This window comes from Sphingopyxis sp. P1IMeth2, assembly GCF_900185685.1.
In the GTDB taxonomy this organism is placed as follows: domain Bacteria; phylum Pseudomonadota; class Alphaproteobacteria; order Sphingomonadales; family Sphingomonadaceae; genus Sphingopyxis; species Sphingopyxis terrae_A.
The window spans coordinates 183,021-209,255 of the sequence record NZ_FYAT01000014.1 but is presented as its reverse complement, the minus strand read 5'-3'; the positions used below and the strand labels follow the sequence as shown (position 1 = coordinate 209,255).

The 26,235-nt window shown below is 65.3% G+C and carries 20 protein-coding genes; 7 read left to right on the top strand and 13 right to left on the bottom strand.

Annotation, left to right across the window (positions count from 1 at the left end):
- The first annotated feature begins 75 nt into the window (after positions 1–75).
- Positions 76–534, top strand: coding sequence for a glycine zipper 2TM domain-containing protein (locus tag P1IM2_RS14525; RefSeq protein WP_062901744.1), 459 nt, complete (start codon positions 76–78; stop codon positions 532–534).
- Between the two features lie 42 nt (positions 535–576).
- Here P1IM2_RS14525 and P1IM2_RS14520 read toward each other — a convergent pair whose 3' ends face one another.
- The 5 genes from P1IM2_RS14520 to ung all read right to left on the bottom strand — a co-directional run bounded on the left by P1IM2_RS14520 (position 577) and on the right by ung (position 3,379).
- On the bottom strand, positions 577–1,005 hold the full coding sequence (locus P1IM2_RS14520; RefSeq protein ID WP_062901743.1) for an OsmC family protein: 429 nt from the start codon (positions 1,003–1,005) through the stop codon (positions 577–579).
- Positions 1,006–1,068: 63 nt separating this feature from the next.
- The gene (locus tag P1IM2_RS14515) at positions 1,069–1,401 is read right to left on the bottom strand and encodes a DUF962 domain-containing protein (RefSeq protein ID WP_186402903.1); all 333 of its coding nucleotides are present in this window, start codon (positions 1,399–1,401) and stop codon (positions 1,069–1,071) included.
- A gap of 48 nt (positions 1,402–1,449) precedes the next feature.
- Positions 1,450–1,914, bottom strand: coding sequence for a YaiI/YqxD family protein (locus P1IM2_RS14510; RefSeq protein WP_186402902.1), 465 nt, complete (start codon positions 1,912–1,914; stop codon positions 1,450–1,452).
- Entirely contained in the window at positions 1,911–2,669 is a 759-nt protein-coding gene (locus P1IM2_RS14505) for a sulfite exporter TauE/SafE family protein (RefSeq protein WP_186402901.1), read from the bottom strand. The genes P1IM2_RS14510 and P1IM2_RS14505 overlap by 4 nt, the downstream gene beginning before the upstream one ends.
- On the bottom strand, positions 2,666–3,379 hold the full coding sequence (ung, locus tag P1IM2_RS14500) for a uracil-DNA glycosylase (RefSeq protein ID WP_186402900.1): 714 nt from the start codon (positions 3,377–3,379) through the stop codon (positions 2,666–2,668). The genes P1IM2_RS14505 and ung overlap by 4 nt, the downstream gene beginning before the upstream one ends.
- 92 nt (positions 3,380–3,471) lie before the next feature.
- On the opposite strand from ung, the gene P1IM2_RS14495 reads away from it, so the two are divergent.
- From P1IM2_RS14495 to P1IM2_RS14475, 5 genes are all read left to right on the top strand, one after another.
- A complete protein-coding gene (locus P1IM2_RS14495; RefSeq protein ID WP_062901739.1) occupies positions 3,472–3,816 on the top strand; it encodes a phosphoribosyl-ATP diphosphatase in 345 nt (114 codons plus the stop codon).
- A gap of 36 nt (positions 3,817–3,852) precedes the next feature.
- Entirely contained in the window at positions 3,853–4,230 is a 378-nt protein-coding gene (locus P1IM2_RS14490; protein WP_186402899.1) for a histidine triad nucleotide-binding protein, read from the top strand.
- A gap of 137 nt (positions 4,231–4,367) precedes the next feature.
- Positions 4,368–10,205, top strand: a complete 5,838-nt coding sequence (locus P1IM2_RS14485) for an alpha-2-macroglobulin family protein (protein WP_186402898.1) — start codon at positions 4,368–4,370, stop codon at positions 10,203–10,205.
- Between the two features lie 171 nt (positions 10,206–10,376).
- Positions 10,377–12,506: a penicillin-binding protein 1C gene (pbpC, locus tag P1IM2_RS14480; protein ID WP_186402897.1), complete on the top strand. Its 2,130-nt coding sequence runs from the start codon at positions 10,377–10,379 to the stop codon at positions 12,504–12,506.
- Between the two features lie 104 nt (positions 12,507–12,610).
- On the top strand, positions 12,611–14,167 hold the full coding sequence (locus tag P1IM2_RS14475) for an amino acid permease (RefSeq protein ID WP_062901737.1): 1,557 nt from the start codon (positions 12,611–12,613) through the stop codon (positions 14,165–14,167).
- A 57-nt stretch (positions 14,168–14,224) separates the two neighbouring features.
- On the opposite strand, the gene P1IM2_RS14470 is transcribed toward P1IM2_RS14475, so the two are convergent.
- From P1IM2_RS14470 to P1IM2_RS14455, 4 genes are all read right to left on the bottom strand, one after another.
- Positions 14,225–15,436 (bottom strand): multidrug effflux MFS transporter, encoded by a 1,212-nt coding sequence (locus P1IM2_RS14470; protein ID WP_234178499.1) that lies wholly within the window; start codon positions 15,434–15,436, stop codon positions 14,225–14,227.
- 204 nt (positions 15,437–15,640) lie between these two features.
- On the bottom strand, positions 15,641–15,943 hold the full coding sequence (locus P1IM2_RS14465) for a hypothetical protein (RefSeq protein ID WP_186402896.1): 303 nt from the start codon (positions 15,941–15,943) through the stop codon (positions 15,641–15,643).
- A gap of 25 nt (positions 15,944–15,968) precedes the next feature.
- Positions 15,969–18,854: a pitrilysin family protein gene (locus P1IM2_RS14460; RefSeq protein ID WP_186402895.1), complete on the bottom strand. Its 2,886-nt coding sequence runs from the start codon at positions 18,852–18,854 to the stop codon at positions 15,969–15,971.
- A 94-nt stretch (positions 18,855–18,948) separates the two neighbouring features.
- On the bottom strand, positions 18,949–21,102 hold the full coding sequence (locus tag P1IM2_RS14455) for an acylase (protein WP_186402894.1): 2,154 nt from the start codon (positions 21,100–21,102) through the stop codon (positions 18,949–18,951).
- Positions 21,103–21,232: 130 nt separating this feature from the next.
- Between P1IM2_RS14455 and clpB the strand changes: the two genes are divergently transcribed.
- Positions 21,233–23,812: an ATP-dependent chaperone ClpB gene (gene clpB / locus P1IM2_RS14450; RefSeq protein ID WP_186402893.1), complete on the top strand. Its 2,580-nt coding sequence runs from the start codon at positions 21,233–21,235 to the stop codon at positions 23,810–23,812.
- 30 nt (positions 23,813–23,842) lie between these two features.
- Here clpB and P1IM2_RS14445 read toward each other — a convergent pair whose 3' ends face one another.
- The 4 genes from P1IM2_RS14445 to P1IM2_RS14430 form a co-directional block, all read right to left on the bottom strand.
- Positions 23,843–24,136 carry a hypothetical protein gene (locus P1IM2_RS14445; RefSeq protein ID WP_234178498.1) on the bottom strand — a complete coding sequence of 98 codons (294 nt, stop codon included), beginning with the start codon at positions 24,134–24,136 and terminating at the stop codon, positions 23,843–23,845.
- Between the two features lie 61 nt (positions 24,137–24,197).
- A complete protein-coding gene (locus P1IM2_RS14440) occupies positions 24,198–24,551 on the bottom strand; it encodes a hypothetical protein (protein ID WP_234178497.1) in 354 nt (117 codons plus the stop codon).
- A gap of 35 nt (positions 24,552–24,586) precedes the next feature.
- Positions 24,587–24,883 carry a hypothetical protein gene (locus P1IM2_RS14435; protein WP_234178496.1) on the bottom strand — a complete coding sequence of 99 codons (297 nt, stop codon included), beginning with the start codon at positions 24,881–24,883 and terminating at the stop codon, positions 24,587–24,589.
- Between the two features lie 125 nt (positions 24,884–25,008).
- A complete protein-coding gene (locus tag P1IM2_RS14430) occupies positions 25,009–26,193 on the bottom strand; it encodes an aspartyl/asparaginyl beta-hydroxylase domain-containing protein (protein WP_062901728.1) in 1,185 nt (394 codons plus the stop codon).
- Positions 26,194–26,235 lie beyond the last annotated feature (42 nt).

Below are 26,235 nucleotides of genomic sequence, written 5' to 3'. Positions count from 1 at the left end.
GTCTTCTATGACGGAAGACCTGCGCTCCACCCGGCCGTCCCCCGGCCTTCCCCCCGACAGGTCAGGAGAGACGATATGAAAAAAGCAACGATGCTCACCCTCGCCCCCCTCGCCGCGGCGACCGCGCTGGCGGGCTGCGCCTCGACCGGCAGCTATGGCTATGACGATGGCGGCTATGGCTATTACGACAACAGCTATCACGACCGCTACGGCCGCTACGACTGGAACAATCCCGATCCGCGCTACGGCGGCTATTATGCCGACAATTATTACCGGAACGACCGGCGCTACCGCGAACGCCGGATGTCTGATGGCGACCGCATCTATCGCGGCCGCGACGGCAAATATTATTGCCGCCGCTCCGACGGCACCACCGGGCTGATCGTCGGCGGCATCGCGGGCGGCGTCCTCGGCAACGTCATCGCGCCGGGCGATTCGAAGACGCTGGGCACGGTGATTGGCGCCATAGGCGGGGCGGTCGCGGGCAATGCGATCGACCGCGGCAGCAAGAAGGACGACGTGCGCTGTCGCTAAGCGTCTCCGCCGGGCCGGCCTGTGCCGGCCCGGCGCACCGCCTCAATTCTCGAGCGTGTGTTCAAGCGTGATTTCGCAGTTCAAAAGCTTCGAGATGGGGCAATTGGCCTTCGCATCGGCGGCGATGGCCGCAAAACGGTCCGCCTCGATCCCCGGCACCCGCGCCGTCAGCGTCAGTGCCGATTTGGTCACTGCAAAGCCGTCGCCATCCTTGTCGAGCGTCACATCGGCCTTGGTATCGATCTGCCCGTCGCTGAACCCTGCCCGTGCCAGTGCGAAGGACAGCGCCATCGTGAAGCAGGACGCATGCGCCGCCGCGATCAGCTCTTCGGGATTGGTGCCGGGCCCGTCCTCGAAGCGCGAAGCAAAGCCATAGGGCTGCGCATCGAGCGCGCCGCGCGCCGTCCAGATATGCCCCTTGCCGTCCTTGCCGAACCCTTCGTACCGCGCCGAACCGCTGTTGACCGTCATCGCTTTGCTCCTTCTGATGGCTCTCTCTTTGCAGGAAGCCCGCAGCGCCGCGATGGTTCCGGATCAGCGGGCAACACCGGCCTCGTCGAGCTCGCGGCCCAACCGGCCGGTCAGCCACAGCGCCCACATGCGAAAATCGGCGGCGAGGCTCCACAAGGGATAGGTAAAGGTCGCCGGGCGATTCTTCTCGACCCCGAAATGCGCCGCCCAGGCAAAGGCATAGCCCGCGACAGGAAGCGCAGCGAACAACCACCAGCGCCCGGTCGCAAGCGCGGCTACCGCCAGCAGCACGACGAGCGATGTCCCCACATAGTGCAGCGCCCGCGTGCGCGGCTTGCTATGCTCGCGCAGGTAGAAGGGCCAGAATTCCGCAAAACTGCTGTAATTGCGCGCCATGAGGGCAAGATGCGCAGGGTCGCGGCGCGGGTCAAGCCCGGCAACGCACTACCCCGCGCGGCTCAACCGGACGAGTGCAGCGTCGAGCGCTTGCAGGAATTGCGAGCGGTCGGCCTTTGAAAAGGGTGGCGGACCGCCGATCCCGGCGCCCATGCCGGCACGCAGATCGGCCATGATCGCGCGCGTCGCGATGGCCGGTCCGATCGAGGCTGTAGTGAACGGCTTGCCATTCGGCGCCAACACGGTTGCCCCCGCCTTGAGCGCGCGGTCGGCGAGCAGGATATCGGCCGTGACGACGATGCTGAGCGCATCGGCCTCCGCTGCGATCCAGTCGTCGGCAGCATCGAAACCGTCGGACACGGTTATCCGCTCGATCAGCGGGTGGTCGGGGACGCGCAGACGGCTGTTGCTGACGACCTTCACCGGGACTTCGTGGCGCCAGGCGACGCGGTAGATTTCGTCCTTCACCGGGCAGGCGTCGGCGTCGACCAGGATCGTCGGCACCCCACTCATCCGGCAACCCCGTCCCACAACAGCTTCGCACCCAACAAGACCATCAACCCGTAGATGATCACATAGAAGCGTGCGCCGTCGATCCGCTTCAGCCAGCGCACCGTCAGCAGCGTCGCGACGATCGCCAGCGGCATCAGGAGCAGGGCCGCGACGATCACCTCGTGCGGGAAAGCGCCGAGCGCCAGATAGGCGGGAACCTTCATCCAGTTGACGATCGCGAACAGGATGGCGCTGGTCCCGATAAAGCTGAGGTGAGGCAGCTTGCGCGGCGTCACCCACATCTGGAACGGCGGGCCGCCGGCATGCGCGATCTGGCTGGTGAACCCCATCAGCCCGCCGAACAGCGTCCCCACCCAGCCCGGCGAGCGCGACGCCGCGACGATGCGTCCGCCGCGTTCGACCCACAGGCGATAGAGGCCGAAGGCGAGCGTGATCGCACCGAGCGCCGCCATCAACTGCGCCTCATCGACGCGGTCGGCATAATAATATCCCGCCGCAACGCCCACCGCCGCGCCGGGGAGCATCCAGCCGATGACCCAGCCGTCCCACGTCTTGCGAAACGACCACACGCTGATGACGTCCTGCACGATCAGGATCGGCAGCAACAAAGCCGCCGCGGTGGCCGGCGGCAGCACCAGCGCCGCCAGCGGTGTTGCGAGCGCGCCGACCCCGGCCAGCCCGCCCTTCGCCATGCCGAGCAGGATGACCGCGACGATCAGCACCGCGAGCGTCAGCGGATCGGCAAGGATGCTCATACGACCGGCGGGTCGACCGGGTCGGGCAGCCGCCAGTCGATCGCGCCCCGGCCGTGCGCCTCCAGAAAGGCATTCGCCTGGCTGAACGGCCGCGACCCGAAAAAGCCGTTATGCGCCGACAAGGGCGACGGATGCGGTGCGCGCAGGATCAGGTGCGGGCCGTCGGCGCCCAGTCCCGGCACGTTCGCCGCCTTGCGCTGCGCATGGCTGCCCCACAGGATGAAGACCTTGGGCGCGGGGTCGGCAGCGACCGCTGCGACCGCGGCGTCGGTGAACTTCTCCCACCCCTTGCCCTGATGCGACGCCGCCTGCCCGCTTTCGACCGTCAGCACATTGTTGAGCAGCAACACGCCTTGTTCGGCCCAATGCTTCAGATATCCGTGCCGCGCGGGCGGGATGCCGAGGTCGCTCGCCATTTCCTTGTAGATGTTGACGAGGCTGGGCGGCGTGCGCACGCCCGGCTGGACCGAAAAGCACAGCCCGTGCGCCTGTCCGAGCCCATGATAGGGATCCTGTCCCAGGATGACGACGCGGACGTCCTGCGGCGGCGTCGCATCAAGCGCGGCGAACCAGTCGCGGGGGCGGGGAAAGATTGTCTTCCCCTTCGCGCGCTGGTCGCCCAGAAAGGCCTTGAGCTGCGCCATATAGGGCTGGTCGAACTCGCCACCGATGCGCGCGAGCCAGTCGGGATGCAATTTGACATCGGCCATGCCGGCGCTTGACCAGAGCCGCGCCGCCTTGTCCAGCGTCCATTCCCTCGCTAGGCGGTCTGCAACGGCCATGGCACCGGAGGAGTGGGCGAATGACGCAGGAACGGGATGGCGCGATCGGCGATGCCTTGACGCTGCTTGAGGCCGTGGTGCGCGCGCGCCTGGCCGCGGGCGACGCCGGCGCCTCCTACGTCGCCAGCCTCGCCGCCAAGGGGCGCGGAAAGATCGCGCAAAAACTGGGCGAAGAAGCGACCGAAACGGTGATCGCAGCGCTGACCGAGGACGATGCGGCGCTGACCGGCGAGGCCGCCGACCTCGTCTTTCACCTGACCGTCCTGCTGGCCGAACGCGGCATCGGCTGGGATGCCGTCGCCGCCGAACTCGCCCGCCGCCACGGCATTTCGGGCCACGCCGAAAAGGCCGCGCGCGCGCCATAGCTGTGAGCCACAACCGGTACGAAACCAGGAGTCCCCATGCCCATCGACGCCACCCTGCCCTATGACGAGAATAATATCTTCGCGCGCATCCTGCGTGGCGATCTGCCGTCCAAACCCGTCTATGAAGACGAGTTCGCTTTCGCCTTTCACGACATCAATCCGCAGGCGCCGCTCCACATCCTCGTGATTCCCAAGGGCGCCTATGTCAGCTGGGACGATTTTTCGGCACGCGCCAGCGATGCCGAAATCGCGGGTTTCATCCGCGCCGTCGGCAAGGTGGCCCGCGACCGGCAGCTCGTCGAACCCGGCTACCGCCTGCTCGCCAACATCGGCGGCCATGGCGGGCAGGAAGTGCCGCATCTCCACGTCCATATTTTCGGCGGCCAGTGGCTCGGACCGATGCTCGCGCGCTGAGCTTTCCCATGCTGCTGTGACCCGTGTCACAGCGGCGCCCCGCCCTCCGGCTAGGCGGGACCGGTACGCGGGGCATGCTGGACAGTTGCACCTGTTTCCAGCAGGATAATGACGGGTCCAGACGGGGAGACGACTCGATGATGACGGGATGGCGTGGGCTGGCGAACCGGCTGGCCGGCAAGATGCGATTCGCGCTCATCGTGCCCGTCGCGGTTGCGCTTGCGGCCGCTGGCGGCGACACCGTCCCGCAGGTCACGCTCGCCACGCCGGGCAGCGCCGGAAACGGCGACGGCACGATCAGCCGTTTCACCCTGCGCTTTTCCGAAGACATGGTGCCGCTCGGCGATCCGCGCGCCAAGGCACCCGCGACGAACGACTGCAAAGTGCCGTCGACCGGACGCTGGGTCGATACGCGCACATGGGTTCTGGAATTTGCCAAATCGCTCCCCGGCGGTGTCAGCTGCCATGTCGAACTGCGCGCCGACCTGCGCACGGCGCGCGGCGTCAGCGTCGTCGGCAACGACCGGTTCGAGATCGACACCGGCGGTCCGTCGGCGCGCGCCGTCCTGTCGGGCGACCGCTATGACGGGATCGAGGAAGACCAGATATTCCTCGTCGCCACCAACGTCGCGGCCGATCGCGCCTCGGTGGGCCGCTATGGCTATTGCGCCGTCGATGGCATCGGAGAGAAGATTCCGCTCGACGTGCTGCCGCGCGAAACGACCACCGAAATCCTGACCGGCGTCGGCGACGGCGACTGGCGGCGACAGCAGTTCAGCTACGATGCCGGCCTGCCGCTGCGGCTGCCCGCAGCAGGCGCCGATCGCGAAGCGATGCTCGACCGGATCGTCCCGGTCAAATGCCGCCGTCCGCTGCCCCCCGGCCGCGAAATGGCGCTCGTCTGGGATGCCCGCATCGCCCAGCTTGGTGCGCCGAGCCGTACCGCCGGCCGCGATCAGCGCTTCGACTATGATGTGCGCCCCGCTTTCACCGCCAAGATGGCGTGCAGCCGCGTCAATCCGCAGGCGGGCTGCAACCCGATCAAGGATGTCGTGCTGAGCTTCGCTGCTCCGGTCGCGCGCGCGGCCGCGCTCGCCGCGACGCTGAAGACCTCTGACGGCAAACAGCTGACGCCCAAAGCGAGCGACGACGACAAGAACGATGCCTGGCTGACGCAGGTGCGCTTTGCGGGGCCGCTGCCGCAGAATGTCGACGCGACGATCGTGCTGCCCGCCGACATTCGCGATCAGAGCGGCCGTGCGCTGCAGAATCAGTCGAACTTTCCGCTGAAATTCCACATCGACCGCGCCCCGCCGCTGGTCAAGTTCGCGGCCGACTTCGGCATATTGGAGGCAAGCGAGGGCGGCGTCCTGCCGGTTACCGTGCGCGGGGTGGAAGCCTCGCTGGTCCAGCGCGGGCTCAAGATGCCCGCCGCGACCCTGCGCGTCGGCGATGACGATGCCGCGGTCGCGCGCTGGCTGAAGCGCGTCGAGGATGCCGGCAAGACCGACTTTCGCGATGAGAAGAACGCGAAGGGCGAGGATATCAGCGTCAATTACACCGGCACGACGTCGGTATTCGATGGCGCCCCCGCAGGCGGCGAGCGGCGCGACCTGCAACTGACCCCGCCGGGTGGCGGCAAGGAGTTCGAGGTCGTCGGCATCCCGCTCGCCGAAAAGGGCTTTCACGTCGTCGAAATCGCCAGCCCCGAACTCGGCGCCGCACTGCTGGGGCGCAAGGCGACCCGCTATGTCGCAACCGCTGCGCTCGTCACCAACATGGCGGTGCATTTCAAATGGGGCCGCGAATCCTCGCTCGCCTGGGTGACCGCGCTCGACACCGGCTTGCCCGTGGGCGGCGCCGATGTCCGGATCACCGACAGTTGCACCGGGCGCCTGCTCGCGCGCGGTACCGCCGACAAGGCCGGCCGGCTCGCCTTCCCAACCGGCCTCCCCGAGCCCGAAACCTATTCGAGCTGCGAAGAGGATGCCGACCCCGCGAACAGCGAAGGCCATGCGCTGATGGTGTCGGCGAGATCGGGTGACGATTACAGCTTCACGCTGACCGATTGGGGTGACGGCATCCGTCCCTATGATTTCGACCTGCCCTATGGCTGGTCCGAACGCGACGATCTGTTGCACACCCTGTTCGACCGCTCGCTGGTCAAGGCCGGCGAATCGGTCAACATGAAGCATGTTCTGCGCCGACAGGTCGGCCAAGGATTTGCGATACCCGAGGCGATGACGGGCAAGCTGCGCCTCGTCCATCGCGGTTCGGACACCGAATTCGACATGCCCTTCGCGATCGACGCCAACGGCAGCGGCGAAAATGTCTGGAATGTGCCTGCATCGGCGCCGATGGGCGATTACGACCTTGTCTTCGTCACCAAGGACAAGAAGGGCGAGGAAAAGACGATCTGGTCGTCCGAATCGATCCGCGTCGACGAATATCGCCTGCCGACGATGAAGGCAGCGATCACCGGCCCCAAGACGGCGTCAGTGCGGCCGACGCAGGTGCCGTTGTCGCTGTTCGTCGGCTATTTGTCGGGCGGCCCGGCGGCCAATCTGCCGATCGAGATCCGCACCGATTTCACCCCGCGCTGGTCACCGCCCGAAGACTATCGCGACTGGGATTTCGACGGCAAGCCGGTGAAGGAGGGCATCGTCCAGCTCGACGACAGCGGCGACGAGCCCGAACCCGACATGCCACTCGCGCGCTCGACGCCGCTCGTCCTTGACGCCAACGGCAGCGCGCAGACGAGCATCACCGTCGATCAGCCGATCGTCGAACCGACGCAGATGGCGGTCGAGATGGACTATGAGGATGCCAATGGCGAAACGCTGACCAGCCGCCGCGGCATCATGCTCTACCCCTCGGCGGTGCGCCTCGGGCTCAAGACCGACGGATGGCTGATGCGCGACAACGACCTGCGGCTCAAATTCATTGCGCTCGATCTCGACGGCAAGCCGATCGCGGGGCAGCGCATCCAGGTTGCGCTCTACAATCGCGAGATACTGACCGCGCGGCGGCGCCTGATCGGCGGCTTCTATGCCTATGACAACCAGATGCGCACGACCCGGCTCGGCACCAGTTGCACCGCAACGACCGACAAGCTCGGCCGGGCGAGCTGCGCGATGGCGCCCGGCGTGTCGGGCGAGGTGACGGTGGTCGCAACCACGGTCGATGCCGATGGCAACGAAGCGCGCGCGGTCCGTTCGGTCTGGCTTGCGGGCGATGACGATTGGTGGTTCGGCGGTGACAATGGCGACCGCATGGACGTGATCGCCGAAAAGCCGCGCTATGCCGCCGGCGACACGGCGGTCTTCCAGGTCCGCATGCCCTTCCGCGAGGCCACCGGCCTCGTCACCGTCGAACGCGAAGGCGTGCTGTCGAGCTTCGTCGTCCCGCTGAAGGGCACCGACCCGGTTGTGAAGGTCAAGCTACCAGCGACCTATGCACCCGACGTCTATGTTTCGGTGATGGCGGTGCGCGGCCGCGTAACCGGCGGCGAGAGCTGGTTTCGCAAGATGAAGCGCGCCGTCGGCTTCAAGATCGAGAATAGCGAAGGCGCGCCGCCGACCGCGCTCGTCGATCTTGCCAAGCCGAGCTATCGCCTCGGCATCGCGCGCATCAAGGTGGGTTGGGAAGGGCATCAGCTCGACGTCAAGGTCAAGGCGGACAAGGCGAAATATGCGATCCGCGACAATGCCAAGGTCGCGATCGAGGTGCGCACCCCGAACGGCAAACCCGCGGCGGGCGCCGACGTCGCCTTTGCGGCGGTCGATGAAGCGCTGCTCCAGCTTTCGCCGAACAAGAGCTGGGAACTCCTCGATGCGATGATGGGCGAACGCCCGCTCGACGTGCTCACCTCGACCGCGCAGATGCAGGTCGTCGGCAAGCGTCACTATGGCCGCAAGGCGCTGGCGCCCGGCGGCGGCGGGGGCGGCGACCTCAGCGGCCTGACGCGCGAGGATTTTCGTCCCGTGCTGCTGTGGAAGGGCCATGTCGCGCTCGACAGCAAAGGCCGCGCCGTCGTCGACGTGCCGCTTTCCGACAATCTTTCAGCCTTCCGCCTCGTCGCGATCGCGACCGACGGCGCCCAATATTTCGGCACTGGCGAAACGAGCGTCCGCACCGTTCAGGATCTGGGCGTCTTTGCCGGCCTGCCCGACCTTGTCCGCACCGGCGACACCTATGATGCGCGGTTCACGCTGCGCAACGGCACCGATCAACCGATGGAGGTGGTCGCCAACGCCACGCTGTCGCCCGCAATTGCGACCGCGCCGCCGCTCACCGTCACGATCCCGGCGGGCGGTGCGGTGCCAATCAGCTGGTCGATGACCGCGCCCGCCCAGCCCGGCCCGCTGCAATGGACGGTCGAAGCGGTGTCGAAAAATGGCAAGCAGCGCGACCGGCTCGTCTTCGACCAGCAGGTCGAACCGGCGGTGCCGATCGAAACCTGGGCCGCCAGCCTTGTTCGCGTCGGCTCGACCAGCAGCCTGCCGATCGGCGTGCCCGCGGGCGCCTTGCCCGGCGGCTATGTCGATGTCACCCTCGCGGGAACGCTCGCACCGCCGCTCGCCGGAGTGCGCGATTATATGGCGATCTATCCCTATAATTGCTTCGAACAATCGACCTCGCGTGCGATCGCGCTCGGCGACCTCGGTCGCTGGCAGGCGCAGGCAGGCGCCCTGCCCACCTATCTCGATAAGGATGGGCTGCTGCGCTATTGGCCGAACGACCGGCTCGACGGTTCGGCCGAGCTTACCGCCTATGTCATGGCGGTGACCGCAGCGAATGGCTTTGCGATCCCCGAAGAGCCCAAGGCACGGATGATCAAGGCGCTGCAGGCGGTCGTCGAAGGACGGCTGACGCGCCGCGGCTACGGCCCCTATGATCTGCGCCCGGTCCGCATCGCCGCGCTCGCCGCGCTGGCCCGCAACAATGCCTCGAGCGCACAGCTCGTCGCCGCGATCGACGTCAAGCCCGTCGATATGGCGACCGGCACGCTTGCCGACTGGCTCGTCGCGATCGAACGGACGCCGGGGGTCCGCGGCGCCGCAGCGCTGCGCACCGCGGCCGAAGCCGAACTGCGCAAGCGGCTTGTCTATGAAGGCACGCGGCTCGACCTCGTCGACGACGCGAAGGCGCCCTGGTGGATGATGACCAGCGGCGACGAAATGGCGATCAAGGCGCTCGAAGCCGTGCTCGGCCGCAAGGGCTGGGAAGAGGACACCGGCAAGATGATGGTCGGCGTCGCGCAGCGCCAGCGTCGCGGCCATTGGGATACGACGCCTGCTAATGCCTGGGGCGCCATTGCGGTCCGCCGCTTCGCCGAGCTCAATCCGGCAAGCGCGATCACCGGCGTGACCCGTATCGCGCTCGGCGGCGGCAGTGCGGCGCAGACCTGGTCGCTTCCCGCCGACGCCGCGCCGCTCAGCTTGCCGCTGGTCAGCGGGACGATGAGCCTGAAGCAGGAAGGCACCGGCAATCCGTGGGCGACGGTCAGCGTACGCGCGGCCGTCCCGCTCAAGGAACCGCTCGACGCCGGCTACCGGATCAAGCGGTCGGTCAGCATCGTCAAGGCGGCGAACAAGGACCGGCTGACCCGCGGCGACGTGATCAAGGTACGGATCGAAATCGTCGCAAGTGCGGGCCGCACCTGGGTCGTCGTCAACGATCCGGTCCCGCCCGGCGCGACGATCGTCGGCAATCTGGGCGGACAGTCCGAGATGCTCGGTGCCCAGGCGACCGTATCGAACTGGCAGCCGAGCTATGTCGAGCGGGGCCGCGACAGCTGGCGCGGCTTTTATGGCTGGATGCCCGCCGGCACCCATGCGGTGGAATATGTCCTGCGCCTCAACGGCTCGGGCCGCTTCACCCTGCCCCCTACGCGGGTCGAGGCGATGTATTCGCCCGCAATCCGCGGCCAGTGGCCGAACGGTGCGATGACGGTCGCGGCCGCGGCGCAGTGATGGATCTGCGGCCCAACATGTTCCTCCCTGTCGCGCAGCGATGGGGCGGTGGCAGCGCGCAGCGCTGACGGAGGGGCTTTTGACGCACCCTTGCGGCCCCCTCCACCATCCTTCGGATGGTCCCCCTTCCCATGCCCTTGGCACGGGGAGGATTTTCAGGCGTTTCGATCGATGACGACAACCCCGAGCCGCCGCTGGTTCGATATGCTGGCGTGGGTGGCGCTCGCCGCGCTTGTCCTCGCCACCGCCGCGCACCTGGTTGCGCGCCCGCCGGCGATGCCCGACTATGATGCGGTGCGCGCTGCATGGAAGCCGAGCGAAGCATGGCTTTACGACCGCGAGGGGCGATTGCTCGACAGCGAACGCGTCAATTTCGAGCGCCGCCGCCTTGCCTGGGTGCCGCTGAACGACATCAACCCGGCGGTGCGCGACACGGTGGTCGCGGCGGAGGACAAGCGCTTCTGGTCGCATGGCGGGGTCGACTGGTTGGCGATAGCGAGTGCCGTACGCGCCCGCTGGACCGGCGGACGCTCGCGTGGGGCCTCGACGTTGCCGATGCAGCTTGCCGCCTTTCTGGCGCCCGAACTCGCACAGCCCGGCCAGCGCGGCTGGCTCGCCAAGCTGCGCCAGATGCGCGCGGGACAGGAACTCGCGGCGCATTGGACGCACGACCAGATGCTCGAAGCTTATCTGAACCTCGTCCCGCTGCGCGGCGAAATTCAGGGAATCGGCGCGGGCGCCGAAAATCTGTTCGGCAAGCGTCCGGCCGACATGAGCGGCACCGACGCCGCGTTGCTCGCGGGTCTGCTGCCCAATCCGGCGGCAAGCCCCGACGCGCTCGGTGCACGCGCCTGCCGCATCGCGCATGCCGCCGATTGCGGCGCGATCCGCGCCGCGGCAGGCGTGCTGACCTCGGGCGAGCGCGCCGCGCGCTACGACCCGGCGCTCGCGCCGCACCTCGCGGTGCGCCTGCTCGACAAACCGGGCAAGCGCGTCACCTCGACCATCGACCGCGACGTTCAAGCCGCCGCGATCGTCGCGATGCGGCGCCAACTCGCCGGGCTCGGCCCCGATCGCGTCCGCGACGGCGCGGTCGTCGTCCTCGACAATGCGACCGGCGAGGTGCTCGCCTATGTCGGCGGTGTGGGCCTCAAATCGACCGCGGCGCAGGTCGACGGCGCCAATGCGCGGCGGCAGGCGGGCTCGACCCTGAAGCCGCATCTTTACGCGCAGGTGATCGAGCATGGCTGGCTGACCGCCGCCTCGATCCTCGACGACAGCCCGGTTCAGCTCGACACCGCCTCGGGCCTCTATGTTCCCAAAAATTACGATCACAGCTTCAAGGGGCCGGTCAGCGTGCGCAGCGCGCTCGCTTCGTCGCTCAACGTCCCGGCCGTGCGCACGCTCGTCATTGACGATGTGCAGGAATTTCGCGACCGGCTCTGGGCGCTTGGCTATCACGGGCTAGTCGAGGACGGCGAATATTATGGCTTCAGCCTTGCCCTCGGCTCGGCAGAAGTCAGCCTTGTCGAACAGGCGAACGCCTTTCGCACCCTTGCCAATCTCGGCCGCTGGTCGCCCGTCCACTTCATCATGGGAGAACCGCGCGGCGAGGAACGCCAGATCGTCAATCCGGGGGCCGCCTTCATCGTCGGCGACATATTGGCGGACGCGTCGGCGCGCACCGATGCCTTCGGCGCCGACAGCGCGCTGCGCCTTCCCTTCTGGGCCGCGGCGAAGACCGGCACGTCGAAGGGGATGCGCGACAATTGGTGTATCGGTTTTTCGGATCGCTACACAGTGGCCGTCTGGGTCGGCAATCTCGAGGGCGATTCGATGCGCGCAGTGTCGGGCACATCGGGCGCGGCGCCGGTCTGGCGCGACGTGATGCTCGCGCTCCACGCGGGCCGGCCGGGCAAACCGCCGGCGATGCCGGGCAATGTCGAAACGAGGCGGATCAGCCTTCCCGGCACGCGCGAACCGCCGCGACGCGAATATTTCCTGCGCGGCACCGCGCAAAGCGAAATGGCGGCCGCCCCGGCCGCCGCGCGCCGCCCGCGCATCACCAGCCCGGTCAGCGGCAGCGTCTATGCGCTCGATCCCGATATTCCGATCGACCGGCAGCGCTTGGCGGTGATCGTCAGCGGCGACGTCGCCGGTTACCGCCTGCTGCTCGACAAGGCGGTGCTCGGCGACGCCGACGCGGGCCAACAGCTTTTGCCGCGCCCCGGAAGCCATATCCTGACCCTCGTCGACCCCGGTGGACGGATGATCGACCGCGTCCGATTCACGGTGCGGTAAAGCGGACTGTCACACCTCTGAAATTAAGTTGCGCTGCCGCGAGGAGCGGTTAGTCTGCCCCGCCAGGAGACGGGCCCGTTCGGGGCCTCAAAGGGGATATTTGCATGATATTTGGTCGCGTCAAACCGCTCGACGCCATCTTGGCCACGGCCGAGAAAAAGTCGCTGCACCGAACGCTCGGTGCCTTTCAGCTCACGATGCTCGGCATTGGCGCCATCATCGGGACGGGGATATTCGTCTTGACCGCAGAGGCGGCGCAGAAGGCCGGCCCCGGCATGATGTGGAGCTTCGTGATTGCGGGGCTGGTCTGCGTTGTGGCGGCGCTCTGCTATTCCGAACTCGCATCCATGGTGCCGGTTTCGGGTAGTGCCTACACCTACACTTATGCTGTCATGGGCGAATTGCTTGCCTGGACTGTCGGCTGGGCGCTGATCCTCGAATATGCGGTAGCCGCATCAGCCGTGTCGGTCGGTTGGTCGGGCTATTTCGTGGGGCTCTTATCCAATGCCGGCATAGAATTGCCCATGTCGCTGACCGTCGGCCCCTATGCCGGCGGGATCGTCAACCTCCCGGCGCTGGTTATCGCACTGCTCGTGACTTGGCTGCTGATGATCGGCACGACCGAAAGCGCGCGCGTTAACGCCGTCCTTGTCATCATCAAGGTAACGGCCCTCACGATGTTCATCATTCTCACTCTGCCGATGATGCAGGGGAAGAACTTCGAACCCTTCCTGCCCAATGGCTGGTTCGGTCAGGCTTCCGGGCTTGGCGCCGTCGGCGCAGCCGCTTCGATCTTCTTTGCCTATGTGGGCTTCGACGCCGTTTCGACCGCAGCCGAAGAAACAAAGAACCCGCAGCGCAATGTACCGATCGGCCTGATCGCTTCGCTTGCTATCTGTACGGTGTTCTATCTCGCGGTGGCAGCGGGCGCGATCGGCACCGTCGGCGCTCAGCCGGTTTCAGGCCTCGGAGGCGAAATTCTCGCTCCTGGGTCGAGCGAACTTGCCGCGCGCTGCGCATCGCTCGCCGCTGCCGGCTCCGAACCGCTTGTCTGCTCGCGCGAAGCTCTGGCTCATGTTCTGCGTGAGATCGGCCACCCGGCGCTGGGCAATGCCATCGGTCTTGCCGCTTTCCTTGCGTTGCCATCGGTCATTCTGATCATGCTGTTCGGGCAGACGCGGATCTTCTTCGTGATGGCACGCGACGGCCTTCTGCCTGAAAAGCTCGCCACTATTCACCCCAAGTGGAAAACCCCGCACGTCGTCACGATGATCACGGGGGTCGCGGTCGCCTTCTTCGCCGCCTTCCTGCCCGTCGGCAAGCTCGCCGATATTTCGAACTCCGGCACGTTGTTCGCCTTTTTCATGGTCGCCATCGCGGTCCTGATTCTGCGCATAAAGGAACCCAACCGGCATCGGCCGTTCCGCACGCCTCTCGTGTGGGTCGTATCGCCGCTCGCCATTTTCGGCACGCTCGGTCTCTACATGAACCTGCCGTTCGACGCGAAAATGGTGCTCCCGGTCTGGGGTGGCGTCGGCTTGGTACTCTATTTTCTCTATGGCTATCGTCGCAGCCACGTCGGCCGCGGGATCGTCGAGGTGCATGAGGACGACGCCGATGCGCCGCCGCCGCCAGTGCCCCCGGCGCCGTCGTTCGACTGATGCGGCATCGTCGCGCGAATGGGAAAGGGGGCTTCGGCCCCCTTTCTTTTGCTCAACTTAATAGGGACTTTTCGGCGCGGTCCCCGGACGCGTGAACAGCTTGCCGCGCTCGGCCCAGAAGACCAGCGCCAGCCCGGCAATGCCCGACACCAGAAAGGCATAGGCAAGCGGCAGCGTCGTACCGTTGTAAAGCTGCCCGATCAGCGCGCCCATCACCGCGGCCAACAGCGTCTTGCAGAAGCTCTGATAGGAGGAGGCGACCCCGGCCATATGGCCGAAATCCTCCATCGCGATCGACCCGAAATTGCTGCCGATGAAGCCGATCAGCCCGACGTTGACCATCATCAGCGCGGTGAACATCCACAACGTCTCGGTGCCGCTCAGCGCGACGACGATCTGTACCGTCGCGGTCGCCATGAAGGCAAAGACCGCGCTCTGCGACACGCGCCGCGCACCGAAGCGCTCGACGATCGCGGCATTCGAAAAATTGGCGATCGCGATACCCGCGGCAACACAGGCAAAGACGAGCGGAAACCAGCTTCGCGCGCCGAACACTTCGGCGATGATCTGCTCGCTGCTGTTGAGATAGCCATAGAGCGCGCCCTGCATCATCGCGGACGCGATCATATAGCCCGCCGCCCGGCGGTGCCGCGTCACCGTCGCCCAGCCCGCGATCATCGTGCGCGCATTGAGCGGCCGGATGTCGGCCGGATCGAGCGTTTCGGGCAGGCGGCGCAGCCACAGCAGCATCACGACGCCCATCACCGCCAGCACGATGAAGATAGCGCGCCAGTTCGCGACCGCCGTGATCCCCGCGCCCATCGTCGGCGCGATCGCGGGAACGATCATGAACACCAGAAAGATCATCGACAGCCGCTTCGCCATCGCGTCGCCCGAAAAGAGGTCGCGAATGACCGCGACGACGATCACGCCGAGCGCTGCACTGATCATGCCGTGCCCGAAGCGCAGCGCGAGCAGCAGCGGGAAACTGTTCGCCAGCCCGCAGCCGATCGAAAAGGCGACGTAGGCGAACAGGGCGGGCACCAGCACGCCCTTGCGGCCGAAGCGATCGGACAGCGGCCCGTAGAACAGCGAACCGATGCCGATGCCGAGCAAATAGGTCGAAATCACATATTGCCGGTCGTTCGCGACGGCGACCCCCAGCCCCTCGCCGATCGCGGGGAGCGCGGGGAGCATCGAATCGATGGCGAGCGCATTGAGTGCCATGACCATCGCCATCATGAACACCATTTCGCGGTCGCCGGGCATGCGGGACCGCTGGGCGGATTCGGTCATTTTGTGCATTGCGAAAGGCCTATGCGCCTCCGGCACGGTTTTGGATAGCCCCGCGCCGCCGAAAAGCTATGCAATGCAGCAACATCGGCGCGGTCGGCAGTCCATGCCGCCCCATCTGTCCACAAAAAAAGGGCCGCTCCAACGGAGCGACCCCTCTCATTTCCGATATCCGGACGATCAGGCCTGACGGGTGCCCGTCATCGCCATCGAACCGAACGGGCCGGCCTTGATCGTGCCAGTCAGCGCGTCGCCGTCGATCGTCGCTTCGCATTCGAGCGTCATCGGCATCGGAACTTTCATGTTCATCGTCCACGTCAGCTTGTTGCCGTCGACCTTGCCATTCTCGACATCGAGCGAGCCCATCGCGCCGGCATTCTGGCCGGTGAAGCTGTCGCCGTTGCTGTTCACGGTGAAAACCGACTTCTGGTCGCCCATCGGCGACTTGGTAACGCAGTCATATTTGCCATCGACCTGAGACATCGAAACTCTCCTACTGAAACTAATGTTAGTTAGCGGGCTTCGCTGTTTCCACGGGCAGACCCAATCCGTCAAGCTGCGGTTTCACCACAGCGGCATCCCCGACGACGACATAGACGAGGTCGCCGGTACTCAGCTCCTTGCGCGCCGCAGCATCGAGTTCCTCGGCCGTCATCGCCTCATATTTCGCCGGCAGCGTTTCATAATAATTGTCGGGCCGGTGATATTTGACGATCGCACGCAAGCCGCCGAGCACGTCGCCCGATGTCTCGAAGCTGCCCGGCAGTTCGCGTACGCTGCCGTTCGTCGTGCGTTCCAGCTCTTCGGCGTTTACGCCCTTGTCGCCGATGAACGCGGTCAATTCCTTCTGGAATTCGCGGATCGAATCGCCGGTGCGGTCGGCCTGCACCGGCGCCACCGCCACCCAGGTCACGCGGTCGGCTTCGCCCGAAACGCGCGAGCGCACGCCATAGGACCAGCCCTTGGTCTCGCGCAGGTTCATGTTGAAGCGCGAAAGGAAGCTGCCGCCGAAAATATCGTTCGCCTGGCGCAGTACTTCCAGATCGTCGCCGCCCTTCACGTCGAGTACCTTGCCCGCGATGATGATCGACTGCGGCGACTTGGGCCGATCAACGAGCAGGATGCGCGGCTGCGGCTTCGGAATCGCAATCTCGAAATGCTTTTCGGGTTTCGCGGTCTTCGGCGCCTTCCAGTCGCCGAAAGCGGCGTCGAGCTGCTTCGTGACGTCTTTCAGTGTCGTGTCGCCGACGACGAAGATGCGGGCATTGTCGGGGCGAATCCACGTCTGGTGGAATGCCGCGAGCTGGTCGCGCGTCGCGGCTTTGACCGCCGCTTCGTTGCCGAGGCCCGACGGCGGGATGCCATAGGGATGATCGGCGCCGTAAAGCACCGGCATCAGCACGCGGCTGGCGATCGCATTGGGATTGTTGAGTTCAGCGTTCAGGCGGTTGAGCTGCTGCGCGCGCACCCGCTCCAGTTCCTTGCCGTCAAAGGCCGGGTTACGGATATAATCGGCGAGCAGGCCCAGCGACGCGCTGAGGTTCGGCTTGAGCGCGAACAGGCTGAACACCGTTTCGTCGGCGTTCGCCGAACCGTCGATCTGGGCGCCGAGGCGTTCCTTCGCTTCGGCGAAGGCGATCGAATCCTTGCTCGTCGTGCCTTCGTCCATCAGGCTGAGCATCAACGACTGGGTGCCGAGCGCATTGTGCGGATCGGCGGCATAGCCGGCATCGAAGCTCACCGCGACCTGCACCGTCGGTACCGCGGTCCGGCGCGCGAAGACGACTTCCATTCCGTTCTTTAGCTTGGCGCGTTCGATCGCCGGAAATTCGAGCGCTTTGAGGTCCATCACCGCTGGAAGCTGCGAACGATCGGCGATCGAGGTCGCCGTGCCGACACCCGTGTCAGGCCCGACGTCGCCGAGCGCCGCATTCCAGTAACGGTCGGGCGATACCGCCGCCACCGGCTTGCCTTCGGTGAAGGCCCCGCCACGATTTTCACCGCCTTCGGTACGCTCGCCGGGCGAGTAGGTCAGCGAGAAAGCCGGACGCGACATCCATTTGTCGGCCACCGCCTTCGCCTGCTCGGGGGTCACCTTCGCCAGCCGGTCGAGCTCGGTCTTGTAATAGGCGGGATCGTTCGAATAGAGCGCGCCCTCCGCGAGCGTCACCGCCTTGCCGCCAAAGCCGCCGACCGATTCCAGCCCCGAAATCGTACCGCCGAGATAGCTGGCCGCGGCACGCTGCAATTCGTCCGCGGTCGGGCCGGTCGCCAGGAAATCGGCGATCTGCGCGTCAAGCTTTTCGCCGACGACCTTGGGGTCGACGCCCGGCTTCACGTCGGCCTGCACGATCAGAAAGCCTGCATCCTCCAGCGTTTGCGCGAACGCCGCGACGCTGACCGCGACCGGGTCCTTGCGGACGAGCGCATTGTCGAGCCGCGACGACGACAGGCCGCCAAGCACCGCAGTCGCCATTTGCAGCGGCACCGATTCGGGATCGTTGAGGCCGGGAATCGCCCACATGCGGTAGATGCGGGTGGTCGGAATGAGATCCTTGACCTCCTTGGCGAGCGGTGCGGGAAGTGTCGGAACAGAGGTTTGCGGCGCCTTCACTTCGGGGCCGCGCGGAATGTCGCCGAACCATTCGGCGACCTTGGTCTTTGCGGTGGCAAGGTCGATGTCGCCCGCCAGCACGAGCACGGCATTGTTGGGGCCGTAATTGTCGCTGAACCACTTCTTCACATCGGCAAGGCTCGCCGTGTTGAGGTCGGTCATGGAACCGATGGTGCTGTGATGATAGGGATGCCCCTTGGGGAACAGATTTTCGAAGATTTCGTACCGCAGCAGACCGTAGGGATTATTGTCGCCCTGGCGTTTTTCGTTCTGGACGACGCCGCGCTGGTTATCGAGCTTTTCCTGCGTCACTGCGCCGAGCAGATGGCCCATGCGGTCGCTTTCGAGAAACAGCGCGCGGTCGAGCGCGCCGGTCGGCACCGTTTCGAAATAGTTGGTGCGGTCGGTATTGGTCGTGCCGTTGAAATCGGTCGCGCCGACCTGTTGCAGCGGTTCAAAGAAGTCGCCCGGCGAATTTTCCGAACCGTTGAACATCAGATGTTCGAACAGATGCGCAAAACCCGTCTTGCCCGCGGGTTCGTGCTTCGATCCGACGCGATACCAGACCGACACCGCGACGACCGGCGCCTTGTGATCTTCGTGCACGATCACGCGCAGTCCGTTGTCGAGCGTGAAGCTCTGGTACGGAATATCGACCGCCTTCACCAGTTCGGAAATCGGCGCGGGCTGCGCCTCCTTGGCTTTGGCAAGGGCGGGGCCGGCCGCGACGAGCGACGTCGATACGGCCAGGGCGACGGCAAAGCGATGGAAGCGGGTCATGGATATCCTCTTGAAACCGGGGGCACGAAACGCGCCGGTGACGAGCATGCCGGACGGCACTGTATCAACGGTTTAGGACAGCTCTGCTGCGCTTTCAAGGCCGATAGAATCGCGCTCCGCTCGCGCGAAGCGCCGCCGGATCGAAAAGCACCGGCTTCAACCGATGCGCGACGAACAGAGGGGCCTGGTCGTTGTAATGCGGACTTTCCGGTCGCGTCGTCGCGGCACCGAAGGGCTGCACCGATTCCGAATGGACGCGTCCCGCCTTGTCCCACGTCACGAACATGATGAAGCTGTCGCCGTGCCGCACCTTCAGCCGGCCGTCGGGTTCAACGTCCCACAGGGTCGAAGCCCGCACCGTATCGTTGCCGCCATCGAGCGGCAGGTCGACCCGGTGGGCACCTTCGCCATGGCGCAGCCGCAGCACGGTCCCCAGCGCGGGGTCGAGCGTCCCGAAATATTTCTGAAGATGCACAGCGCTGTCGCGCAGCACCGTCATCGGATCGGGGTCGGCCTTGCGCTGATAGTGACTGCCATTCGCCGGGCGCAGCACAAGCAGCGCCAGCGCATCGCCCTGCCCTTTGCCGTCCAGGTTCCAGTCCCACGCGCGCAGCAAATCTTGCGCCGCCGCGATCTGCGCATCGCCCTTGGCATCGAGCGCGAGCAGCCGGTCGATCCAGACCTTGGCATAGCCGCTCTTCGCATAGGCGGTGTCATATTTGATCGTCTTCAGCCGCGCGGCATCGATCGGTCCTGGCGCCCCGAACAGGTCGATCAGGCGCACCGCGCGATTGGTCATGTCGTCCTCGATCCCCATCAGCGGCGAAAAGGCCGCCGGATCGAGTTCGCTGCCCGGCCCCGCCGCGACCCACGGCGTATTGTTGGCGTTCATCACGAAACCCGAGCGCGGATTGACCAGCGCCGGCACCCGCTCGAACGGCAGCGACTTCGTCCAGACGTCGGCAGATGTGTCGCCGGGCAGTACGCCGCGCCAGTTGAAACCCGCCGGGCGGTCGGGGAACATCGCGTTGTAGAACAGGCCGATATTGCCTTGGGCATCGGCATAGATGAAGTTGGTCGCCGGAACCCCCTGCCCCGCCATGGCCGCGCGCCATTCGGCGAAATTCTTCGCCTTGTTCAGCCGATAATATTGGGTGACCATCGCCGACTGGTCCATGCCGGCATAGCGAATGGCAAAGGCACCCTTGGCATTCTTGATCACCGGGCCCTGGACCGATCGCCACACGGTCTGCGGCACCGGCAGCACGAAGGGACCATATTTGACGCGCAGCCACACGCGCCGCTTTTCCAGCGGCAGCCATTTGCCATCGAAGCGATATTTTTCGCCGCTGTCGTCGAGCACCAGCTTGTACACGTCGATCAGGTCTGGCCGGTTCACCGTGTTGGTCCAGCCCAGATATTTATTGTGGCCAAGGAAAGGGTAAGGCGAACCGGGAAAGTTGGCGCCCGCAAAATCCCACCCTTCGCCCGAATGAACGACCAGTTCGTACCAGGCGACCCCGCCGGTCCATGGCTGATGCGAATTGGAAACGAGCCGCGTCGCGCCATCGGGGGCCCGGCCCGGCGCCACCGCCATGCCGTTCGAGCCATTATGGTCGGGGTCGCGGCCGACCGGGGTCAGCTCGCGCGGGACCAGCTTGCCGACGGCATCGAGCGCTGGACCGCCTTCGCGGAACAACGGCTTGCCTTCGGTCAGGCGCCCCAGCACCGAATCGACCCCGAAGAAGAAGGGCGAACGCAGCACGAAACCGGCAACGACATCCTCGCCGGTCACCGGGAACAGCCCCGACAGGCGCACCTCGTCGGGGTGCTTGTCGGCATAGTGGTTGAGACCTGCGGCATAGGCAGTGAACAGCGCACGCACGTCGGCGGGCAGGCGCGGCCAGTCGCGTGCCGCGGTCTTGCGGATATCGAGGAGCTGCGCGACATAATCGATCTTGGCGCCATCGGCACCAAGCAGCGCGCCGGTGCGCCCGCGCGTCATCGCGATCACCTCTTGCAGCGTCGCGAAATCATCCTCCGAATGGGCGTAGGCGACGCCATAGGCGACGTCGGCATCGGTCTTGCCGAAGATATGCGGCACCCCGAACCTGTCGCGTGCGATCTGCACATTGGTTGGCCGGAACGCCGGCGCGGGCGAAGCTTCGGCAGTCAGGGGATCCCACGCCGCAAGGCCAACCGCCACCGCAACGAGCAGGAGGACGAGGCCAAGGAAAAATTTACGCATCGGCTTTCCCGCTCCATATATTATGGCGACTGGGCGACCTCATGGCGGAAAATTTGCCGCGCGAATAGCCATGCTCTTGTGTTGCAAATGGGCAACACTATCTCTGGTGTCGAGAAAGGGGCTTATCCACATGAACCTCGAAAAATTTACCGATCGCGCCAAGGGCTTTCTGCAGGCGGCGCAGACGATCGCGATCCGCATGAACCATCAGCGGATCAGTCCCGAGCATATCGCCAAGGCGCTGCTCGAAGACAATGAAGGCATGGCCGCGGGCCTGATCCAGCGGGCGGGCGGCGACATGCCGCGCGCGGTCGCCGGCATCGACGCGCTGCTCGCCAAGGTTCCCGCCGTGTCGGGATCGGGCGCGCAGGCGACGCCGGGGCTCGACAATGACGCGGTGCGCCTGCTCGATCAGGCCGAACAGGTCGCGACCAAGGCGGGCGACGGCTATGTCACCGTCGAACGGCTGCTGCTCGCGATGGTCCTCGCCTCCTCGACTCCGGTCGGCAAGGCATTCGCCGACGCGGGCGTGAAGGCCGACGCGCTCAACACTGTCATCAACGAACTGCGCCGCGGCCGCACCGCCGACAGCGCGGGCGCCGAAGACAGTTTCGAAGCGCTCAAGAAATATGCGCGCGACCTCACCGAAGTCGCGCGGTCGGGCAAGCTCGACCCCGTGATCGGCCGCGACGAGGAAATTCGCCGCACCGTGCAGATCCTCGCGCGCCGCACCAAGAACAACCCCGTGCTGATCGGCGAACCGGGCGTCGGCAAGACCGCCATCGCGGAAGGGTTGGCGCTGCGCATCGCCAATGGCGACGTACCCGACAGCCTGAAGGACCGCCGCCTCCTTGCGCTCGACATGGGCGCACTGATCGCGGGCGCCAAATATCGCGGCGAGTTTGAAGAACGACTCAAGGGCGTGCTCGACGAGGTGAAGTCCGCCGAGGGCGAGATCATCCTGTTCATCGACGAGATGCACACGCTCGTCGGCGCGGGCAAGGGCGACGGCGCGATGGACGCGTCGAACCTCTTGAAGCCGGCGCTCGCGCGCGGCGAACTTCACTGCATCGGCGCGACGACGCTCGACGAATATCGCAAATATGTCGAGAAAGACCCCGCGCTTCAGCGGCGCTTCCAGCCGGTGTTCGTCGGCGAACCGACGGTCGAGGATTCGATCTCGATCCTGCGCGGGCTCAAGGAAAAATACGAACTGCACCACGGCGTGCGCATCACCGACGGCGCGATCGTCGCTGCGGCGACGCTGTCGAACCGCTATATCTCTGACCGCTTCCTGCCCGACAAGGCGATCGACCTGATGGACGAAGCCGCGAGCCGCATCCGCATGGAGGTCGAATCGAAGCCCGAGGAGATCGAAAATCTCGACCGCCGCATCATCCAGATGAAGATCGAGGAAGCGGCGCTGACCAAGGAGACCGATGCGGCATCGAAAGACCGGCTCACCGCGCTGCAGGCCGAGCTTGCCAATCTTGAACAGCAGTCGGCCGAACTGACGCAGAAATGGCAGGCCGAAAAGGACAAGATCCACGCCGAGGCGAAGATCAAGGAAGAACTCGACGCTGCACGCTCGGCGCTCGAACAGGCGCAGCGTGCGGGCGACCTCGGCCGTGCGGGCGAGCTCAGCTACGGCACGATCCCCGCGCTCGAAAAGCGGCTCGAGGAGGCAGAGGCCGCCGCGGGCAATGCGATGCTGCGCGAGGAAGTCACCGCCGACGACATCGCCGCGGTGGTCAGCCGCTGGACCGGCATCCCGGTCGACCGGATGATGGAGGGCGAGCGCGAAAAGCTGCTCGGCATGGAGGAGACGCTCGGCAAGCGCGTCATCGGTCAGGACGAAGCCGTGCGCGCCGTCTCGACCGCCGTCCGCCGTGCCCGCGCGGGGCTACAGGATCCGAACCGGCCCTTGGGCTCGTTCCTCTTCCTCGGCCCAACGGGCGTCGGCAAGACCGAGCTCACCAAGGCGCTCGCGCGGTTCCTGTTCGACGACGACAATGCGATGGTCCGCATCGACATGTCCGAATTCATGGAAAAGCACGCCGTGTCGCGGCTGATCGGCGCGCCTCCGGGCTATGTCGGCTATGAGGAAGGCGGGGTTCTGACCGAAGCCGTCCGCCGCCGTCCCTATCAGGTCGTCCTATTCGACGAGGTCGAAAAGGCGCATGGCGACGTGTTCAACATCCTTTTGCAGGTGCTCGACGACGGGCGGCTGACCGATGGGCAGGGGCGCACGGTCGACTTCACCAACACGCTGATCATCCTGACCTCGAACCTTGGCAGCCAGGCGATCGCGGCGCTGCCCGACGACGCGCCGGTCGAACAGGCCGAACCCGCGGTGATGGAGGTGGTGCGCGCGCATTTCCGGCCCGAGTTCCTGAACCGGCTCGACGAGATCGTGCTGTTCCACCGTCTCGCGCAGCAGCATATGGGCGGCATTGTCGACATTCAGGTCGCGCGCGTCCAGAAGCTGCTCGACGATCGCAAGGTGACGCTCGACCTCACCGACGCCGCGCGCGCGTGGCTCGGCCGGGTAGGCTACGATCCCGTCTACGGCGCGCGGCCGCTGAAGCGCGCGGTGCAAAAATATCTGCAAGACCCGCTCGCCGACCTGATCCTGAAAGGTGAAGTCAAGGACGGATCGACGATCAAAGTGGACGAAGGCGACGGCGGCCTTGTCCTCACGCCGGCATAAGTCGGGTCGACCCGGCGACCTGCGAAGCGGTCAATTGCTGTGGTTGACGGGCGCGCGCGTCATCGCTTCGGCGGTGTCGCGCGCGTCCTGATTACCCTGCGCCCACAATTGCTTCCATTCCTCATTGGTGTGGCAAACCCGCGCCTTTTTCACCCAAGATCCGATTTCCTCAATCTTGCGGCACTTAATGTAATAGGGATGGGTCGATGCCATACCCTGGTTGAACGCCTTGATTTCGGCGTTGGTCATCGTCGAAGCCGGGCGATCGGGAGGTTTGCGGTCGGTGTACGCATCCGCCGCCGCCGGCGCGGATGCGACTGCCATGATTATCGCAACGGTGGTCGTGAAATTCGGCATTGTACCAACCCCTGTCCGGCGCAGCGCGCTATTTTGGCTTGATCTCGGTCATCAGGCTGTCCTTCGGCTCGACCGAATTGCTCCAACCTCGGGCGAGCATTTCCATCGAATCGCGTGCATCCTGATTGCCCCGATCGGTAATCACCCGCCACTGCGCATTTGTATTGCAGATGCGGCTCTTTTTCACCAGCGATCCGGGTTCAGCGATGCGTCTACATCGGATATACTCCGGATCATTTGCTGAGCGGCCCTCGTTATATGCGTCAATCTCGGCACCGCTCATGTCGGAAGGCGCTCGCGCTAGATTGGTCGGTTCGCTGGCGCTGACCGCACTTGCCGCACTCAATGCGGCAACCAAAGTAATCCATCCTCGCATCGCCATTTCTCCCACAATAACGGCTCGTATGGGCACCAGCGTCAGTTGGAGGTGCTCCCCTTGCTCGTCATGGCTTCGGCCGTATCGCGCGCATCCTGGTTGCCGCGCGCAATCACGTCCTTCCATTCGGCATTGGTGTGGCAAACGCGGGTCTTCTTGACCAGCGAGCCGATCTCCAACGTCTTGCGGCACTTGATGTAATAAGGATGGGTTTGTGCCAAGCCCTTGTTATAGGCTTCGATTTCTGTCGGAGTCATCAACGACGGCTTCTTCGGGGGCGGCGCCCGGTCGGCCAATTCCTCGGCCGCAGCTGGCGCCGCGAGCAGGCTTGCCGCCACTGCCCAAGTCATGATCCTAAACATTCAAAAATCTCCTCAGCCCTTCAAATTTGGGCATTTATCCCCAGACCATATGATGCACGTCTCTCGTTCCCAAGCGAAATATGCTTCTCCACCGCTACAGCTTATCTCGGTACGGCGTAGCCTGACGAATCGGCCGATGCGAAATATCGCACCAGCAAGTCGCGCTCGGCCAGACTGAGATGCGGGTTCCATACGTCGAAGATCAGCACAGCGCGCAGTTGGTCACTATCGTTCCAGGCCTCGTGCTCGATGGTGTCGTCAAAGGCGAAAGCGCGGCCTTCCTCCCAACTGCGCGTCTCACCCCCCACCCGAAAGCCGCATCCGGGCGGCACGATCAGCGGCAGATGGACAATTGCACGTGTGTTGGTGACGCCTGTGTGGGGCGGGATGCGCGTGCGCGGCTTGAGCATCGAGAAAAAGGCGCTCGGCGCTCGGCCCGGGATACGAGCGCCGGGAACGGCTGCTAGCGCGGCAGCGGTTGCCGGACAGCGGTCGAGCACTACTTGGTTCGCGGCGCCATATTCCCACAAGAAGCAGGCGCCCCAATCAAGTCGATTGTCGAGGGGGGTCCAGATCGAATCGGGGGTTCCGGCATCCATTCGCACGTAAGGACGCAACGCATCTCCCGGGTCGTCGAGCAGCGCGAGTAGTTCGCTCCGAATGGCGTCGGTATGTGCCTCAATTTCAGTGAACCAAGGGAAATGCCGCCGGTCAAAAAATTCGTCGGCGGGCAAAAATGGGTAATAGATGCCCGCACATTCATTTCGATAGATCCTGCGCCGGCCAAGCGTGCTTTCGACGAATGCTTTTCCACGCCGCGTGTCGGTTTCATCGAGTATATCGCCCATTGAAGCGATCGCGCCGGAGGCCGCGGCAAACATAGTATCGGTCGCCTGCGCGACGAAGGCTTGTCCGTGCGCCAGGAGCGGCACGAGCGGATCGGGCACAGGATCGAGTTGCGCCGCAAGCGCGAGCGCCGCGCTCCACGCCTCCAGCGCCGCACCGCGCTCCGCTCGTGATTCATGCCGTTCGGCCTTGCGGATCCAGGCGACCAGATCGCGGCGGTCAATCGCTAGAGCCGCTGCAAGTGCGTCAAGTTCACGCTCTTCCTCTCCCAGCGCCCGCCATGCCGACGCGAGATTTCTCTGGAGCGCACCGGACCGAGGATCGGACGCAATCGCCCGGCCGAAGTGCGCCGCCGCCGCCGCCGGATCGTTGGCCTGCAAAGCCGCAATACCAAGACGATTGGCTTCCACGGCGGGCGCGGGCGGTTGTATACTGGCCATGTCCGATGCTTGCCATCGACTGCAGCAATCGGCAAGGTCGAA